A 16,434-nucleotide genomic window follows, 5' to 3' on the forward strand; every position below is an offset into this window, starting at 1 on the left:
CGTCGGGATCACGCTTGACCTTCGACCTACCCGAAGCCTCAGGATTTCACCATGACTGATTCGGACGAAGAATTCCTGACCATCGGTGCGTTCGCTCGCTCGAGCGGGCTGACCCCCAGCGCCCTACGGTTCTACGACGACTGTGCATTGCTGGTCCCGGCCCTAATCGACGCCAAGTCCGGCTATCGCTACTACACCCGAGCACAAGCGAAGCGGGCGAACATCATTCGCCAACTGCGCGAGATCGGCATGCCTACCTTTATGGTCGTTCCTGCAGGCTCCACTCCTTGCTCGACAAGGTGGCCTCCGCCCTCGACGGCGCCGGAGCTGCAGCGGTCGAGATCGTGGATCGGCACGTCGACGAGCTCGCCGCACGCGCACGGGCGGCAGCCGAGGCTGCAGTCTCCATCCGCCGGTTGTTCGACGAAAAGTACTGCACAGCAACGGTATCTGCCGCCGAGTTCGCGTCGGCGGTGAGACAGGTCGCGTCCGCGGCTGGAACGAGCGAGGAGTTTCCGGTGCTGCGGGGCGTGCTGATCGAGGTCGACGGCGGCACTGTCACCCTCACCGCAACGGATCGGTACCGACTCTCCACTCGCAGCCTCGTCGCACAGAGCTCGTCCGGTGCATCCTGGTCGCGTATTGCAGCGGTCGCCTCGCTCGGGGCTCTACCCGCGTCGGGGAGCTGTGTGCTGACGGCAACCGACGACGCGATGATGCTCGAGTCCGAAGGCGTACAGCACACTGTGGATCTCGTCGACGGCGACTATCCCGACTGGCGGACGATCATCGACGGTCTGGCTCCGACCGCGACGAGGGTTGTGGTGCAACGAGATTTCGTTCCCCTCGACAGCGGCACGCTGCGGATCGATGCAGGCCCGGACGGCCTGACGGTCGAGGGTGTCGCCGTTCCCGCACGGGTCACCGGTTCCGAGACGACGGTGTTCTTCGACGCGGCCGTCCTGCAGGCTGCCGTCGCGTCGGCCGTCGGACCGGACCTGATGCTCGATATCGCCGCGCCGGACCATCCGATGCTGGTGCGGTCGGCAGTCGACGGCGCGCTGACGACACTGGTGATGCCCGTTCTCGGCTGATCGATGGTCGCGGCACCCGAAAGTCGGTGGAGAAGTATCGACTTTCGATGACTGGGTACTTGCTCCCACACTCGATACCGTGGGGGTATGGACGACAAGATGCTCGGGGAGACCTCGCCGGCGGTGCTGTGGTTCTCCCGCGGCGACCGGTTCTTCCTGGTTGTCGGTGCCGTGATCGTCGGGGGCCTGCTGGGGTTCGCGCTGCCCTATGTGGCGTCCTGGGGAGCGTCGCTCACCTGGATACCGTTTCAGGGTCCGCTGGAGTTGATCGCCTCGTGGTCGCAGTGGTGGGTGCGGTACGTGTGTATCGGGGTGGGAGTACTGCTCGGGCTGGCTCTGGTGGCGGCCGCGTTCTACGACACTGCACGGGTGGCGGTGTCGGAGGCACACGTACGCGTCACCGAGAAGGGCGAGACCCTCACGGTGTCCAGGTCGCAGGTCGGGACGGTCTTCGTCGACGGCAAGGAACTGGTTCTGCTCGACGGTGCCTCGCGTCAGTTGGTGCGGGTGCCGAGCGAGGAGAAGCGTGATGCCATCGAGGCGGCGTTCGAGGAGCGGGGTTACTCGGTCGCGACCGGCGATCCGTACGACGATCTGTATCACCTGTGGGTGCCCGAAACTCCTGGTTTGGCACCGGAAGTGAACGCGGTGCTCAAAGCTCGGGACATGGCGCTGAAGAAGAAAGCGGGTTCCGACGCACGCGAATTGCGTTCGGAGCTGGACAGACTCGGCGTGGTGGTGCGCGACAGAAAGACCAGCCAGTACTGGCGCCCCCTGGTTCGATCATGACGGCGCAGTCATGACGCTGCTGCGACGGCATCGAGAACGCGTATGGGATGTCGCCGCCATCGCGTTCGCACTGGTGTTGGTGTTGTCTGTGGCCGCAGGCACCGAGGGGATGACCACGACGCGCACGGTCGTGTCGATCGTCGTCGGTGTTCTCGGCTCTGTGTTGCTGTGGTGGCGGCGTCGATGGCCGATCGAGATCGCCGTAGCGCTGGCGGTGTGCACGATCCTGACCGATGCAGTGGGTGGTGCCGAGCTGGTCGCCATCTTCACGGTTGCGTCTCGACAGTCGTGGCGGGTCACCACCGCGGTGGTGGTTCTGCATCTCGCGGCGTCGATGATCTGGACGACTGTGTGGGCCGAACAGTCCGTCCTGTACATCGGGATACTCAGTGTGGCTCTTCTCAGCATTCCCGCCGCGTGGGGCTCGGTCGTCAAGGCCCGCCGCGAGGTGATCGATTCTCTGCGTGAGCGGGCCGAGCGAGCGGAATCCGAATCGAATCTGCGTGCCGAGACCGTCCGGGGACTCGAACGGGAGCGGATCGCGCGAGAGATGCACGACGCTCTTGCACATCGGATTTCGTTGGTCAGCCTCCATGCCGGAGCGCTCGAGGTCCGGCCGGACGTCGGTGCAAAGGAAGTCGAGGCAATCGCGTCGACCATCAGACTCAATGCACACGGTGCCCTCGAGGATCTGCGGGAGATATTGGGAGTGCTTCGATCGGGTGTCGCGGCCTCGGCGCGTCCACAACCGGGTGTGGTGGACATCGGCGAACTGATCGAGGATTCGGAGAAGGCCGGTACTCGGGTGACGTTCGTCGACGAGATGCCCTCGGACACAACGCTGACGCCCTCTGTTTCCCGCACCGTTCATCGGGTGATTCAGGAAGGTCTGACCAACGCCAGAAAGCACGCGCCCGGCCTGCCGGTGCGCTGCGGAATTGCGCTGGTGGGTGGTGAGCTTAGAGTGTGGCTCGAAAACGGTCTCGCTACAGAGAGTTTCGCGGCAGTACCCGGTTCACGGTCGGGAATGATCGGTCTGAGCGAACGTATCGAGTTGGCCGGTGGACGAATCGAGTACGGAATCGCGCGTCGCGGCGACGGAGTGGTCTACCGTCTGGAAGCGTGGTTGCCGTGCCCGAAATAACCGATGGTCCCGATGCGCTCACAGTGGTGCTGGTCGACGACGACGCGTTGGTCCGCGCAGGCCTGTCGCTGATCCTGAGCTCGGATCCCGGAATCAGGGTGATCGGTGAGGCGTCCGACGGTCGCAGTGGCATCGAGGTAGTGCGTGCGTCGACTCCCGACGTGGTTCTGATGGACGTGCGGATGCCGGTCATGGATGGGCTCGCGGCCACCGAAATGCTTCGCGCAGAGGGGTTCACGGCAGCCATCGTGGTATTGACCACCTTCGATACCGACGAGTATCTGCTGCGGGCACTGCGGGTGGGCGCAAACGGATTCCTGCTCAAGGACACACCGCCGCGGGACATCGTCGACGCGGTGCATCGCGTCGGAACCGGGGAATCGATGTTGTCGCCGACGGCGGTCGGACGCTTGGTTGCCCACTGGCGTGAGCAGGACGCTCGATCGCACGACTCCGCCACGGCGCGGGCACGAGCCCTGCTCGATTCTCTGACCGATCGCGAACGCGAGGTTGCGGGTGCCGTCGGGTCGGGGAAGTCCAATGCGGAGATCAGTGCCGAGTTGTACATGAGTGTGGCGACCGTGAAGACCTACGTCTCGCGAATCCTCACGAAACTGGAGTGCAGCAACAGAGTTCAGATCGCGATCATCGTGCACGAGTCGCGTTGAGGGCGCGACTACAGTAGAAGGGCGATCACCAGAACCAGAACGATCACGACGACGAGAACGAGGGCGGCGAGAATCGCGGTCGACGGAATCGACGTGCGGTCACCGATGACGTCCTCGATCCGCATCAGGACGTCGTCGATCGGGTTCTTCTTCTTTTTCGGCAGGTCGAACGGCGGTGGCGAGTACGTCGAAGGAACCGGATTGGCGTGGCTCTCACCGGGTTGCACGGCCGGTAGGCCCGCGATGGTTCTGCCGAACTCCCGCGACGGACGGCGAGATTCGGAGACCGGTGTCGAGCGCCTCGCCCATGCCGGGACCACGCCGTCCGCAGACGTCAGAGGCACCCCGCGCAGCTGAGCGATGGTGCCGCGCTTGCTGATCGCGGCGACGATGATCTCGTCGCGGGCCTGCGCCATGGTGGGGCGTCGGGCAGGATCGGGCTCGAGCATGTGCAGCAACGGGCCCGTGAGATCGCCGCTGCGGGTGGGAGCGATGATCTGCCCCTTGGCAACTCGGTGCAGAAGTGCAATCGAATCGTGATCGATGTCGAACGGCGGTTTACCTTCGATGGCCGTGTACAGCGTTGCGCCGAGGGAGAACACGTCGCTGGCTGCGGTGGGATCCTGTCCGCGCGCGACCTCGGGTGCGAAATATGCCGGGGTGCCGGTGATCACGCTGTCGTCGGCTTCTTCGACGTCTCCCTTGGCGCGGGAGATGCCGAAGTCGCTGATCTTGACGATGCCCAGGTCCTTGCCGCGATCGGCGATCAGAATGTTGCCCGGCTTGATGTCTCGGTGCACGATTCCGGCCTCGTGCGCCTCGGTCAGTGCGTCGGCGATCTGTGCGCCGATCTGAGCGACCTCGAACGGTGGTAGCGAGTCGGTGGTGCCGAGTGCCTGCGCGAGACTGCGCGAGGACAGGTATTCCATGACCAACCACGGCTCACCGTCGACGAGGGCGACGTCGTGCATCGCGATGGCGTGGGGGCTGGAGAGTCGGGCAGCGATCCGGCCCTCGCGCATGGCCCGGTTGCGTACTTCCACGGCCTGCTGTGGGCTCAACCGAGTGGTGGACGTGACCTGCTTGACGGCCACCTGACGGTGCAGAAGCGTGTCGGTGGCGAGCCATACCGCGCCCATGCCTCCACCGCCGAGTTTGCCGGCGAGGCGGTATCTGCCTGCCAAGAGGTAGTCGGGCCCGACGCCCCGTCCAACACGCTGCTGATCCGTCACGTCCACAGGTTAGTTGACGATGACGGGACGTGCCTGCAGCCGAGGAACGGAGGCATCTACCAGGGACTTCGCCATCACCTTGACGAGTTGCCGTCCGAGCGGCTTTACTGAGTGCAGATCGAAATTGTGTTCGAATACGCCACTTCCCGCGTTCGTCGAACACCGATGTTTCGGCTCGATTTTCTACGCCGCGAAGGGGAGTGACATGACTGTATCGGGAGCTTCCGTCACGCCGGATGCGCTCGACGGGTTGTCGCTGCCGGAGCGCGTGGCGTTGCTGCGTAGCCGGATGGCTGCCGTGCCTTCCCGGGGCGAAACGGCGTCGGTGCGCATCGAGAATTCCGACCCCGTCGAGCCCGTGCACCCGGAACCGTCGACGCAGCGTCCAACACGTCAGCGGCCCGTTCTTCCGGTGCCGTCTGCGCTGATCGAGGTGCTACCGCACGGTGGGCTGGTGCGTGGAACGGTGGCCTCGGTGTCCGGCGCAGGCTCGCTCCTGATCGGGTTGGTCGCTGCGGTGACCGGTGCCGGTGGCCATGTGGCCGTCATCGGGCAGCCTCGTTTCGGCATTCTGGCCGCGGTGGAGATGGGCGCACAGTTGAGCAAGCTGGCCCTGATTCCCGATCCTGGTCCCGACCCGGTGGAAGTGGCGGCCATTCTGCTCGACGGTGTCGACCTCGTCGTGCTCGGTCTCGGCGGTCTGTCGGTATCGCCCACTCGGGCCAGGGCCGTGGTGGCCAGAGCGCGTAGCAAGGGGTCGACGCTGCTGGTGACCGATGGGCACTGGGACGGCGCAGAGCTACGACTGGACGCATCGGTGCACGGATACGACGGCCTCGGCACGGGCCGGGAGCTCGGCCGCGGCCGACTGCGCGGCGTCCGGTTGTCGGTGTGCGCGCGCGGCAAGGCGATGCGGCCCCGCACCGTTCGACTCGACCTGCGTTCGGAGAACGGTCGCATCGAATGGCATGCCGAGAAGCTCGAACAGAATCCATTGTCGATCGCGGTCTCGACATGAGCATCGACCGTCCCAGCCGAGTTCTGGCGCTGTGGTGCCCCGATTGGCCTGCCGTTGCAGCCGCTGCCCAGGCCGATCTTCCTGCGACGCATCCGGTGGTCGTCACCTCCGCCAATCGGGTCGTCGCGTGCTCGGCGACGGCACGGGCATCGGGCATCAAGCGCGGCCTGCGCCGTCGGGAAGCGCAGGCGCGGTGCCCGGATGTGCATGTCGCTCTGGCCGATACCGATCGTGATGCGCGACTGTTCGAGCCCGTGGTCTCGGCCGTCGCCGCCATTGCACCGGGAGTCGAAGTGCTGCGACCTGGCCTGCTGGTTCTCTCTGCCCGCGGCGTCGGACGGTATTTCGGTACCGAGCATCGGGCCGCGGAACGGTTGATCGACGAAGCGTCGGCTGCCGGTGTGGAATGTCAGATCGGTATCGCCGACGAGCTGTCCACTGCGGTCGTCGCCGCGCGGTATGCGCAGGTGGTGCCGCGCGGCGGGGGTGCAGGATTTCTCGCGCCGTTGCCGGTGGCAGAACTCTCGGCGGAACCGAGCATGTCCGCTGCCGATCGCGGTGAGCTGGTGGATCTGTTGCGCCGCTTGGGTTTACGAACCATCGGCGACTTCGCTGCACTGTCTCCGGGCGATGTCGCGTCGCGCTTCGGTACCGATGCGGTGTTGGCGCATCGCAGTGCCAGGGGCGAGCCCGAACGTCCGCCGTCGGCCAGGGCTCTGCCGCCGGATCTGGATGTGGAGTACCTGTGCGATCCGCCGATCGATCGGGTCGACGCAGCTGCGTTCGCCGGGCGCGGGTTGGCCGAGCAGTTGCACACCAAGCTCGCTGCCGCTGCCGTTGCGTGCACTCGTCTGTTGGTGCATGCCAGTACCGGTAACGGCGAGAATCTGTCGAGGATCTGGCGGTGCGCGGAGCCGTTGACTCCGGAGGGGACAGCCGACCGCGTGCGGTGGCAACTGGACGGCTGGATCACCGGGCGCAGCGAGAACAAGCCGACGTCCGCGATCACCGTTCTGCGGCTCGAACCGATCGAAGTGGTGGCCGCAGGTGAGCTGCAACTGGGTTTGTGGGGCAGTGTCGGGGACGAGGACGAGAGGGCGCGTCGGGCGCTGGTGCGCGTGCAGGGTCTGCTCGGTGGGGAATCGGTGCTCGGTGGTGTGCTCAGCGGCGGCCGCGGGCCGGCCGAGCGGATCACGCTGCGTCCGCTGGGCGACGAATTGGTGCCGATGTCCGATCCGTCGGATCCCTGGCCGGGACGTCTACCGGAGCCTGCTCCGGCGGCAGTGATCGAGACACGTCCGACGGTGACGCTGATGAATCGGGCGGGAACCGGAATCGGCGTCACCGATCGTGGGGTGTTCGATGCTCCGCCGTCGCGATTGCGCTGGGGCACCAAGGAATGGGGACTGACGGGTCTGGCCGGACCGTGGCCGGTGGACGAGCGATGGTGGGACAGTGGTCACGCGTCGACGGGTCCGACGGCGCGAGCCCAGGTGGTGCTCGACGACGAAAGGGCCTTGCTGCTGGTCTTCGACGAGGGTCGGTGGCGGGTGGAAGGAATCTACGAATAGCGGCACCGCTACCGTCGAAGGAATGCAGATGATGTCGGAGACGGTCGACCTCGATGGCGTCGATATCGCGTATCGCTCGTTCACCCCGCTGGGGCACGCGAACTCGAATGCGGCACCGGTGATGCTGGTGCACGGCATGGGCGGTGACAGCACAACCTGGGATCGGTTCACCCGTGCACTCACCGCGCAGGGCAGCCGGGTGATCACCGTCGATCTGCGCGGACACGGCAAGAGCGCGCACACGTCCACGTACGAGTTCGATTCCTTCGGGGCAGACCTGCTGGCGCTGATCGACCACCTCGGGCTGAACGAAGTCGATCTCGTCGGACATTCCCTCGGCGGATACGCGGTCTCGCTCGTTGCGCAACGTCGCCCGCAGCTCGTTCGTCGTCTGGTACTCGAAGAGCTGCCGATACCGATTCGGCCGGGGGACGCTCCGCCGACCCTGACCGGCAAGATGCCGTCGGTCACCGAACTCTGGCACGCAGCGACCAGCGTCGTTCTGCATCCCCGCGCGGTACTCGCCTTCGATCGCTCGATGACCTCCACTGCTCTCGAACAGTTCCGTCGTCCGAATCCGCAGTGGTGGGCGTCGTTGGCCGACATCACTGCTCCGACGCTGGTGCTTCGGGGAGGTCCGGGCGGCATGGTCGATCCGGTTCGGCTCGACGCGATGGTGTCCGAGATTTCGACCTGTCGCGTCGAGGCGTTTCGCACCGGACACAGCATCCATCGCGACGGATACTCGGCGTTCGAGGCCGCAGTTCTCCCGTTCCTGACGCATTAGGGTTTCGGACATGACTATCGGTGCGCTCGATCGCAGAATGCTGGGCTGGTCGGCACTGTTCGTCGTATCCCAGGCCAACATTGCCCGACTTCTCGGCCCCGCAGCTCCGAAAGTGCTTGCCGTGCAGACGGCGTGGTCCGCCGAGCGTTATCGACAGATCCTGGCGAGCATGGACGAGACCGAGATCGCCAGGTTCCGCAGCCACTATCTGCCCGACTTCGTGCATCCGGCGATCTACGCCGTCGCACTGCGTGCAGGCGCACGCAGCCTGGCAGCGAAGACCCCGCTGAGCCCTGCGGCGACGACGGCATTGGCCGTCGCACCGGTGGCCTCCGCTGCCGGTGACTACATCGAGAACATCGTCGGATTGATACTGGTCGACAACCGCGAACAGATCACCGACACCGTCGTCCGCGCCACCACCGTGGTCAGCACCGTCAAATGGGTTCTGGCGATCGGCACCCTGACATACCTGAGTCAGGGATTCCTGCGAGTCTGGGGGAGAGCTCTGCTGCGGTGAATTCTGCCGGTCACCAGCTCGTGCCGGGTACCAATCTTCCGACGCGTCGGATCACCTTGCCGATGCGTGCGCTCGGAGTCTTCGGATCGTATCGGCGAACTCGGTAGGGCACTTTCCCGTCTTCGATCGTGATCGGTGTTTCACCCTTGGCTGCAGCGGATTCGGGGAATTTGCGGTAGTGCTGGTGCATCGTGCGGTCTTTGCCCTTGGGGGCGAACATGGCACCGAACTGCCCGAGTGTTCCCAGCGGAGTATCGATTCGCTTCGGCTTGTCGCTCAGTGCACGAATCACGATCGCGGCGGCCTTCTCCGGTGAGAAGACCGGGCCGACGTTCTTGTCGCCCGTCGGGGTGATCATCGGGGTGTCCACCAGGGGCATGTGGATGGTGGTGTAGGTGATTCCATCCGAGAGTGTCTCTGCGGCAGCCACATCGGTGAAGCCGTCCAGCGCCGCCTTGCTGGCCACATAGGCGGAGAAACGGGGAGGGTGGCCCAGAACGGCAGCGCTGGAGAGGTTGACGACGTGTCCGAAGCTGCGTTCGCGCATGTGTGGCAACAGTGCGAGCACCAGTCGTATGGCCCCGAAGTAGTTGACGGCCATGGTGCGCTCGTAGTCGTGCAACCGATCGGTGGATCGATAGAGTGCGCGGCGGATGGATCGACCGGCACTGTTGACCAGCATGTCGACGTGATCGTGTTCGCTCAGAACCGTTTTCACTGTCTGGTCGACCGATTCGCTGTCGGTGACGTCGCACGAGTAACCGTAGGCGGTGCCGCCCGACTCGCGGATGTGCTCGACCACCTCGTCGAGTTGGTCCTGACCGCGCGCGAGCAGAATGACCACCGCGCCCTTGCGGGCAGCTGCTTCTGCGCTGGCTCGGCCGATTCCGGACGAACCACCGGTGATGACGATGTGACGGCCGAACAGCGGACCGCGTGGGTCGTTTCGGCGGTTGCGCTTGGGATCGAAGTTCTCCCGCCAGTGCATCCACACACGATCGGCGTAGGTCCGCAGTGGTGGCGGTGTGATCGAGCTGCCCTGCAACGCTTTCTGCGTCGATGCCGACTCGAACACGGTGGGCAGAGTCAGGTGTTCGAGCATCACCGGTGGCACACCGAAATCGCGGAGGGCGGCATCGCGCTGCTTGCGTACGGCTCTGGACTTGGGGGAGACGACCGGAGCGACCAGTGCCCCTGGCACGTCGACGATTTTCGCGCGAGATCCGGCCGCCGACGAGAACGCGGCGTAGACCTCTGCCATCGACTGAGGCTCCGGATTGACCAGATGGAACACGCTGCCGGGAGAGGTGTCTCTATGCACGAGCTCGACGATGGCGTCGGCGACGTAGTCGACCGGAACGAGGTTGGTAGCACCCATCTTCGGCACCGTGATGGGTAGGACGGACGGCAGCTTGGCAAGTTCCGCGAAGAACGGGAAGAAGTAGTACGGGCCGTCGACTTTGTCGATGGCACCGGTCTCCGAGTGGCCGATGATCGCGGCGGGCCGGTAGACCCGCCAGTCCGCAGCGCTGTCGCGCACCAGCTTCTCGGACTCGAATTTGGTGCGGTGGTAGGCAGTCGGAAAACCTTGTCCGAGGTCGAAGTCGTTCTCGGAGAACGTTCCTCGATAGTCGCCCGCAACGGCGATCGACGAGATGTGGTGCAGGCGGGCGCCGGTCTTCTCGGCGAGGCCGATCACCGAGGCGGTTCCGGCAACGTTGGTCGGGGTCTGCTCGTCACCTGCGGTCAGGTCGTAGACGGCTCCGAGGTGGAGGATGTGATCGACGTCGGCAGGCACCTCCCGGAGTCCGAGCTCCGGCTCGGTGAGGTCGCCGACCAGCGGGTGAATTCGGTCGCCGCCGTCGAGGTGCTGTGCGAGTCGCTCGAGGCGGGCCACCGAATGCGGACGCACCAGCACGTGGATCGCAGCGAGCGCATCACGTTCGAGCAATCGGGGCAGGACGTTCTTCCCGAGAAACCCGGTACCGCCGGTTACGATGTAGTTCGCCATGCGAGCCGACCTTACTCCGAAGTAAGTTCCGGTGCTAGTGCCCGATACCGGCTTTTTCGTGCACTTTCTTCATCCAGGCAGGTGCCCACCAATTGGCCTCGCCCATGAGTTTGATCAAGGACGGAACCAGCAACATACGGATGATCGTCGCGTCGATGATCAGAGCCAGAATGACTCCGACGCCGAGGAACTTCATGATCGACAGACCCGAGATCGTGAAGGCTCCGGTGACGACGATCAGAATCAACGCCGCCGCAGTGACGATGCGTCCGGTGCGTTGAGCGCCGAAGATCACCGCTTCCTCGGTGCTCGCTCCAGCCGCGCGAGCCTCGACCATGCGCGACATCAGGAACACCTCGTAATCGGTCGACAAACCGAAGATGACCGCGAGAATGAGCACCACGAACGTCGACTCGAGCGGTCCGGGGGTGACGCCGAGCAGGTCGGCTCCGTGGCCTTCCTGGAACACCCACGTGAGTGCGCCGAAGGTGGCAGCCAAGCTCAGTCCGGCCATCAGGACCGCCTTGATCGGCAGCACGATCGATCCGAACGCGAGGAACAGCAACACCAGCGTCGAGACGACCATGATGGCGATCATCACCGGTAGCCACTTCGCGATCGCCGCATTGCCGTCGTCGACATTGGCTCGTCCGCCGCCCACGAGGATCTCGGTGCCGTCCGGGGGAGCGATCGAGCGCAGCGCCGCCACTGCGTCGGATTGGGATTCGGCCTCGCTCAGCCCATCGGTCGGTTCGCTGTAGGACGCCCGCAACGTCACGAAATCGTCCTTGGAGCCCAGGAATTCGGCTCGGGCGATACCGGGCGTGGATTCCACAGCGGAGGTGAGCGCTGCAATCGGTGCGCCCTGAGGCTTGACGCCGTCCAGGCCGCGCAGCACCACGGTTGCGCCCTCGCCGGTGGATTCGAAGTCGGAACCGAGAGTTTCGAATGCCATGCGCGCAGGGTTGTCCTTCGGCAGCGCCGTGTAGTCGACCTCTCCGAGTGAGACCTTCAGGATCGGGGTGGCGATGATCAGCAACCCGGCGACGATGACGGCAGCGACGATGCCCGGATGCTTCATGACGCGGGTGACGACGCCGCCCCAGAACTTGTGTGCGCGTGCATCACTGCGATCGGATGCAGTTCGTGACCATGTCCAGGAGTTGATGCGGGTGCCGAGAATGGCGAGCAGTGCCGGGACAGCGGTCAGTGACAGGACGGCCGCGCTCGCCACCGCCGCCATGGCTCCGAACCCGAGGGACCTGATCACCGCCTGCGGAAAGACGAGCATGCCGGCGAATGCGCAGATCAGGAGTAGTCCGGAGAAGACGACGGTCTTGCCCGCGGTGGATACCGTGCGGATGGTCGCGTCGATCGGCGTCAGTCCACCGCGCAATTCTTCGCGGAACCTACTGACGATGAACAGTCCGTAGTCGATGGCCAGGCCGAGTCCCAGCAACGACGCGACGTTGATGGAGAACGAGCTGACTTCGGTGAACTCGGTGAGCACCCGCAGGATCGCGAGCGAACTGAGCACGCTCAGAATGCCGACGAACACCGGAACCGCTGCAGCGACCACGCCGCCGAAGATGAAGATCAGTAGCAGCAACGTGATGGGAACAGCGATGATCTCGGAGCGGATCAGGTCGCGTTCGAGGGTTTCGCTGAGCGAGACTCCCACCACCGACGCGCCGGCGAACTGCGATTCGATTCCGGGCACTTCGAGCTGTGGAGGAAGTTCGCCGAAAGTATTGAACGTGACGCCCGAGTTCGCACCGAGAGACACCGTGGCCAACGCCTTGGTTCGGTCCTTGGAGACCAGGAATTCCTTGCTGACCGGGTCTGCGCTCCAGTACGAACTGACGTTGCCGAGGGTGTATCGACTGCTGAACTCGTCGAGCGTCGCCTGCACCTGCGGTCCGATGTCGTCGATCGTCCTGCCCTCGGGGGCGGTGTAGATCGCGACGATGTCGGGGGTCGGTTGGCCGATGCCCTGCACCAGTCGCGCGACCTCGGACGATTCACTGCCTGCGTCGGCGTAACCGCCCTCGCTCAGTTTCGAGAAGACGCCGAGTCCGAAGATCCCGCCGACGGCGACGACGGCGACGACAACAGCGAGTGCCCATCGTTTGTGCGATACGACGAACGATGCCCAACGCGTCACGTCTGTGCTCCGGCTCTGTGAAAGGGATTCGGTGAAAAGGGTCGATGGCGATTCGACTCTAGTTGATCCGTGTCGGACCCTCGTGTTCTCATTAGAACAAGTGTTCGATGAGGCGGCAGTGTGAAGGTGGGTGGGCTCGATGGGATGGAACGACGGACCACCCACGTGGTCGGAGATGGAACGAGTTCTGTCCGGGCGTCCCAAGCCTGCGGCCGAGGGTGATGGTGGCGACAGCCCGGCCTGGTCCCGGAAACGAGAAGCCTACGAGGGGCCTCGCCACCGCGAGCCGGTGCGCCCGGCAACGCCGTACGCGGAATTGCATGCGCACTCGGCGTTCAGCTTTCTCGACGGTGCCTCGCAGCCCGAGGAGATGGTCGAGGAGGCGGTACGCCTTGGCCTCGAGTCCATCGCCATCACCGATCACGACGGTTTCTACGGAGTCGTGCGCTTCGCCGAGGCGGCCAGAGCTCTCGGCATCGGAACCGTGTTCGGTGCCGAACTCTCGCTGGACACACATCGATCCCGAGCCGGGGAGACCGATCCCGACGGCACTCATCTACTGGTGCTCGCTCGCGGCCAGGAGGGGTATCGCCGGCTCTCACGTCGGATCGCAGCTGCACACCTGGCAGGTGGGGTCAAAGGTAAGCCGCAGTACGACATCGACGAACTCACCGAATCAGCGGGCGGTCACTGGGAGATTCTCACCGGTTGCCGAAAGGGACATGTCCGGCAGGCGCTCTCGCGTGGTGGTCCGGAGGCGGCAGAGGCCGCGCTGCGCGCTCTCGTCGACCGGTTCGGATCCGATCGTGTCACCGTCGAACTCACCCGGCACGGCGTCGCGGACGACGACGAGCGCAACGACGCTCTCGCGACGCTGGCTCGGCGGTACGGTCTTCCGACGATCGCCACTACGGCCGCGCACTACGCCAGCCCTCGCAGCAGGAGATTGGCCATGGCGATGGCCGCTGTGCGCGCGCGGAGCAGCTTGGACGAGGCTGCCGGTTGGTTGGCACCGACCGGCGGCGGACATCTACGTTCCGGGTCGGAGATGTCGGAGCTGTTCCAGCACTATCCGGGCGCGGTGCGCGGTGCCGTCGAGCTCGGTCGTGAGTGTTCGTTCGATCTGACGTTGATCGCGCCGCGCCTGCCGCCGTTCGATGTGCCCGACGGATACACCGAGATCAGCTATCTGCGTCGACTCACGTTCGAGGGGGCCGCACGCCGGTACGGCTCGCAGTCGGCGAACCCGGCGGCCTATTCGCAGCTCGAGTACGAGCTCGACATCATCGAGAGGCTCGAATTCCCCGGCTACTTCCTGGTGGTCCACGACATCGTCCACTTCTGCAAGACACACGACATCCTCTGTCAGGGAAGAGGTTCGGCGGCAAACTCGGCTGTCTGTTTCGCGATCGGCATCACCAACGTCGATCCGGTGGCGAACAAGCTGCTGTTCGAGCGGTTCCTCGCACCCGAGCGCGACGGACCCCCCGACATCGACATCGACATCGAATCCGATCGACGCGAAGAAGCGATCCAGCACGTCTACTCCAAGTACGGCCGCACTCATGCCGCTCAGGTGGCCAACGTCATCACCTATCGCGGTAAGTCCTCGGTGCGAGACATGGCCCGTGCGCTCGGCTTTTCGCAGGGGCAGCAGGACGCATGGAGCAAGCAGATCACCCGCTGGTCGGGAATCGGAGATCAGGAGGGCGACGGTATTCCCGAGTCCGTTCTCGAACTCGCGCGCCAGATCGAGGGCTTCCCTCGCCACCTCGGTATTCACTCCGGTGGCATGGTGATCTGCGATCGGCCGATCGCCGACGTCTGCCCGGTGGAATGGGCGACGATGGAGAACCGCAGTGTGCTTCAGTGGGACAAGGACGATTGTGCCGCAGTGGGTTTGGTGAAGTTCGACATGCTCGGGCTCGGCATGCTCTCGGCGCTGCACTACATGATGGACCTGATCGCCGAGCACAAGGGCATCGATATCGAACTCGCCTCGATCGACCTGTCCGAGCCCGAGGTGTACGAGATGCTGCAGCGAGCCGATTCGGTGGGGGTGTTCCAGGTCGAGTCCCGCGCGCAGATGGCCACTCTGCCGCGGCTCAAGCCGCGGAACTTCTACGATCTGGTGGTCGAGGTGGCGCTGATCCGTCCCGGCCCGATCCAGGGTGGTTCGGTGCACCCGTACATCAAGCGCCGCAACGGACTCGAGCCGGTGATCTTCGAGCATCCGTCGCTCAAGAAGGCGCTCGATCGAACTCTGGGCGTTCCGCTGTTCCAGGAACAGCTGATGCAGATGGCCATCGACGTCGCCGGTTTCAGTGCCGCCGACGCCGATCAACTGCGCCGCGCCATGGGATCGAAACGGTCACCGGAGAAGATGGAACTGCTGCGGGGGCGGTTCTACGACGGGATGCGCGATCTTCACGGCATCACCGGCGCGGCGGCGGACCGAATCTACGAAAAGCTGTCGGCTTTCGCCAATTTCGGCTTCCCCGAGAGCCATTCGCAGAGCTTCGCCTCACTGGTGTTCTACTCGTCGTGGTTCAAGTTGCACCATCCGGCGGCGTTCTGTGCAGGTTTGCTGCGCGCCCAACCGATGGGTTTCTACTCACCGCAATCTTTGGTCGCCGATGCCAGGCGGCACGGTGTGATCGTCCACGGTGCAGACGTGAACGCCAGTCTCGGCCATGCGAATCTCGAGGGAGACGGCCTCGAGATTCGCATGGGGTTGGCGGATGTGAAGTTCATCGGGACCGCAGTGGCCCAGAAGATCGTCGACGCGCGAGATGCACACGGGCCGTACACCTCGTTCCTGGACCTGACGGGACGCGTCGAACTGTCGGTTGCACAGGCGGAAGCATTGGCCACGGCAGGCGCACTCGGGTGCTTCGGTATCACTCGCCGGGAGGCGCTGTGGGCTGCGGGCGCTGCAGCGGGGGAGCGTCCGGGCCTGCTTCCTGGCATCGGAGCGTCGACGAAAGCGCCTGCGCTACCGGGGATGTCGGATCTCGATCTGGCCTCGGCCGACGTCTGGGCAACCGGTGTGTCACCGGATTCCTATCCCACGCAGTTCTTTCGCGATCGGCTCGATTCATTCGGCGTGATTCCCGCGAACCGGCTGCTGCAGATTCCGGATGGCGACCGAGTGCTCGTCGGCGGAGCGGTGACGCATCGCCAGCGGCCGGCAACTGCCGGAGGCGTCACGTTCATCAACCTCGAGGACGAGACCGGCATGGTCAACGTGGTGTGCTCGGTCGGATTGTGGGCCAAGTACCGCAAGTTGGCGATCACGGCTCCGGCGTTGCTGATTCGAGGCAAAGTACAGAACGCCGAGGGGGCGGTGACCGTGGTGGCCGATCATCTGCAACTGATGGATCTGCGAGTCGCGTCCAGATCGAGGGACTTCCGATGAGGCACGAAGTGCACAATC

12 protein-coding genes and 1 pseudogene are annotated in these 16,434 nt (G+C 64.7%); 10 read left to right on the forward strand and 3 right to left on the reverse strand.

The genetic code is table 11. The features are described from left to right. Positions 1 to 51: 51 nt before the first annotated feature. The 5 genes and pseudogenes from CH271_RS29585 to CH271_RS12130 all read left to right on the forward strand — a co-directional run. Positions 52 to 243: pseudogene (locus CH271_RS29585) on the forward strand (MerR family transcriptional regulator); the annotation flags it as partial. 44 nt (positions 244 to 287) lie between these two features. Next, on the forward strand, positions 288 to 1,094 hold the full coding sequence (locus CH271_RS28825) for a hypothetical protein (RefSeq protein ID WP_256986381.1): 807 nt from the start codon (positions 288 to 290) through the stop codon (positions 1,092 to 1,094). Between the two features lie 87 nt (positions 1,095 to 1,181). Beyond that, complete coding sequence (locus CH271_RS12120) at positions 1,182 to 1,883, forward strand: YqeB family protein (RefSeq protein ID WP_256986382.1); 702 nt, start codon at positions 1,182 to 1,184, stop codon at positions 1,881 to 1,883. 10 nt (positions 1,884 to 1,893) lie between these two features. Next, the gene (locus CH271_RS12125; protein ID WP_094633721.1) at positions 1,894 to 3,027 is read left to right on the forward strand and encodes a sensor histidine kinase; all 1,134 of its coding nucleotides are present in this window, start codon (positions 1,894 to 1,896) and stop codon (positions 3,025 to 3,027) included. Continuing rightward, complete coding sequence (locus CH271_RS12130) at positions 3,006 to 3,695, forward strand: response regulator (protein WP_373453610.1); 690 nt, start codon at positions 3,006 to 3,008, stop codon at positions 3,693 to 3,695. Before CH271_RS12125 ends, CH271_RS12130 begins: the two co-directional genes overlap by 22 nt. Positions 3,696 to 3,703: 8 nt before the next feature. Here CH271_RS12130 and CH271_RS12135 read toward each other — a convergent pair whose 3' ends face one another. Continuing rightward, positions 3,704 to 4,927, reverse strand: coding sequence for a serine/threonine-protein kinase (locus CH271_RS12135; protein WP_037188981.1), 1,224 nt, complete (start codon positions 4,925 to 4,927; stop codon positions 3,704 to 3,706). Between the two features lie 205 nt (positions 4,928 to 5,132). Between CH271_RS12135 and CH271_RS12140 the strand changes: the two genes are divergently transcribed. Genes CH271_RS12140 through CH271_RS12155 form a run of 4 tightly spaced genes read left to right on the forward strand, consistent with a single transcriptional unit; the run spans position 5,133 to position 8,823 of the window. Continuing rightward, positions 5,133 to 5,945 (forward strand): hypothetical protein, encoded by an 813-nt coding sequence (locus CH271_RS12140; protein ID WP_170945693.1) that lies wholly within the window; start codon positions 5,133 to 5,135, stop codon positions 5,943 to 5,945. Beyond that, positions 5,942 to 7,516, forward strand: a complete 1,575-nt coding sequence (locus tag CH271_RS12145) for a DNA polymerase Y family protein (protein WP_094633722.1) — start codon at positions 5,942 to 5,944, stop codon at positions 7,514 to 7,516. Before CH271_RS12140 ends, CH271_RS12145 begins: the two co-directional genes overlap by 4 nt. A 22-nt stretch (positions 7,517 to 7,538) precedes the next feature. Then, positions 7,539 to 8,303, forward strand: coding sequence for an alpha/beta fold hydrolase (locus CH271_RS12150; protein WP_373453611.1), 765 nt, complete (start codon positions 7,539 to 7,541; stop codon positions 8,301 to 8,303). A gap of 10 nt (positions 8,304 to 8,313) precedes the next feature. Then, a complete protein-coding gene (locus tag CH271_RS12155) occupies positions 8,314 to 8,823 on the forward strand; it encodes a hypothetical protein (protein ID WP_037188216.1) in 510 nt (169 codons plus the stop codon). A gap of 10 nt (positions 8,824 to 8,833) precedes the next feature. Here the strand turns inward: CH271_RS12155 and CH271_RS12160 are convergent, their stop codons facing one another. Next, the gene (locus CH271_RS12160; RefSeq protein WP_094633723.1) at positions 8,834 to 10,834 is read right to left on the reverse strand and encodes an SDR family oxidoreductase; all 2,001 of its coding nucleotides are present in this window, start codon (positions 10,832 to 10,834) and stop codon (positions 8,834 to 8,836) included. Between the two features lie 34 nt (positions 10,835 to 10,868). Beyond that, positions 10,869 to 12,998: an MMPL family transporter gene (locus CH271_RS12165; RefSeq protein ID WP_037188211.1), complete on the reverse strand. Its 2,130-nt coding sequence runs from the start codon at positions 12,996 to 12,998 to the stop codon at positions 10,869 to 10,871. Between the two features lie 139 nt (positions 12,999 to 13,137). Between CH271_RS12165 and CH271_RS12170 the strand changes: the two genes are divergently transcribed. Continuing rightward, positions 13,138 to 16,416, forward strand: coding sequence for an error-prone DNA polymerase (locus CH271_RS12170; protein ID WP_094633724.1), 3,279 nt, complete (start codon positions 13,138 to 13,140; stop codon positions 16,414 to 16,416). Positions 16,417 to 16,434 lie beyond the last annotated feature (18 nt).

The organism is Rhodococcus sp. 05-340-2 (assembly GCF_002258915.1).
Taxonomy (GTDB): domain Bacteria; phylum Actinomycetota; class Actinomycetes; order Mycobacteriales; family Mycobacteriaceae; genus Rhodococcoides.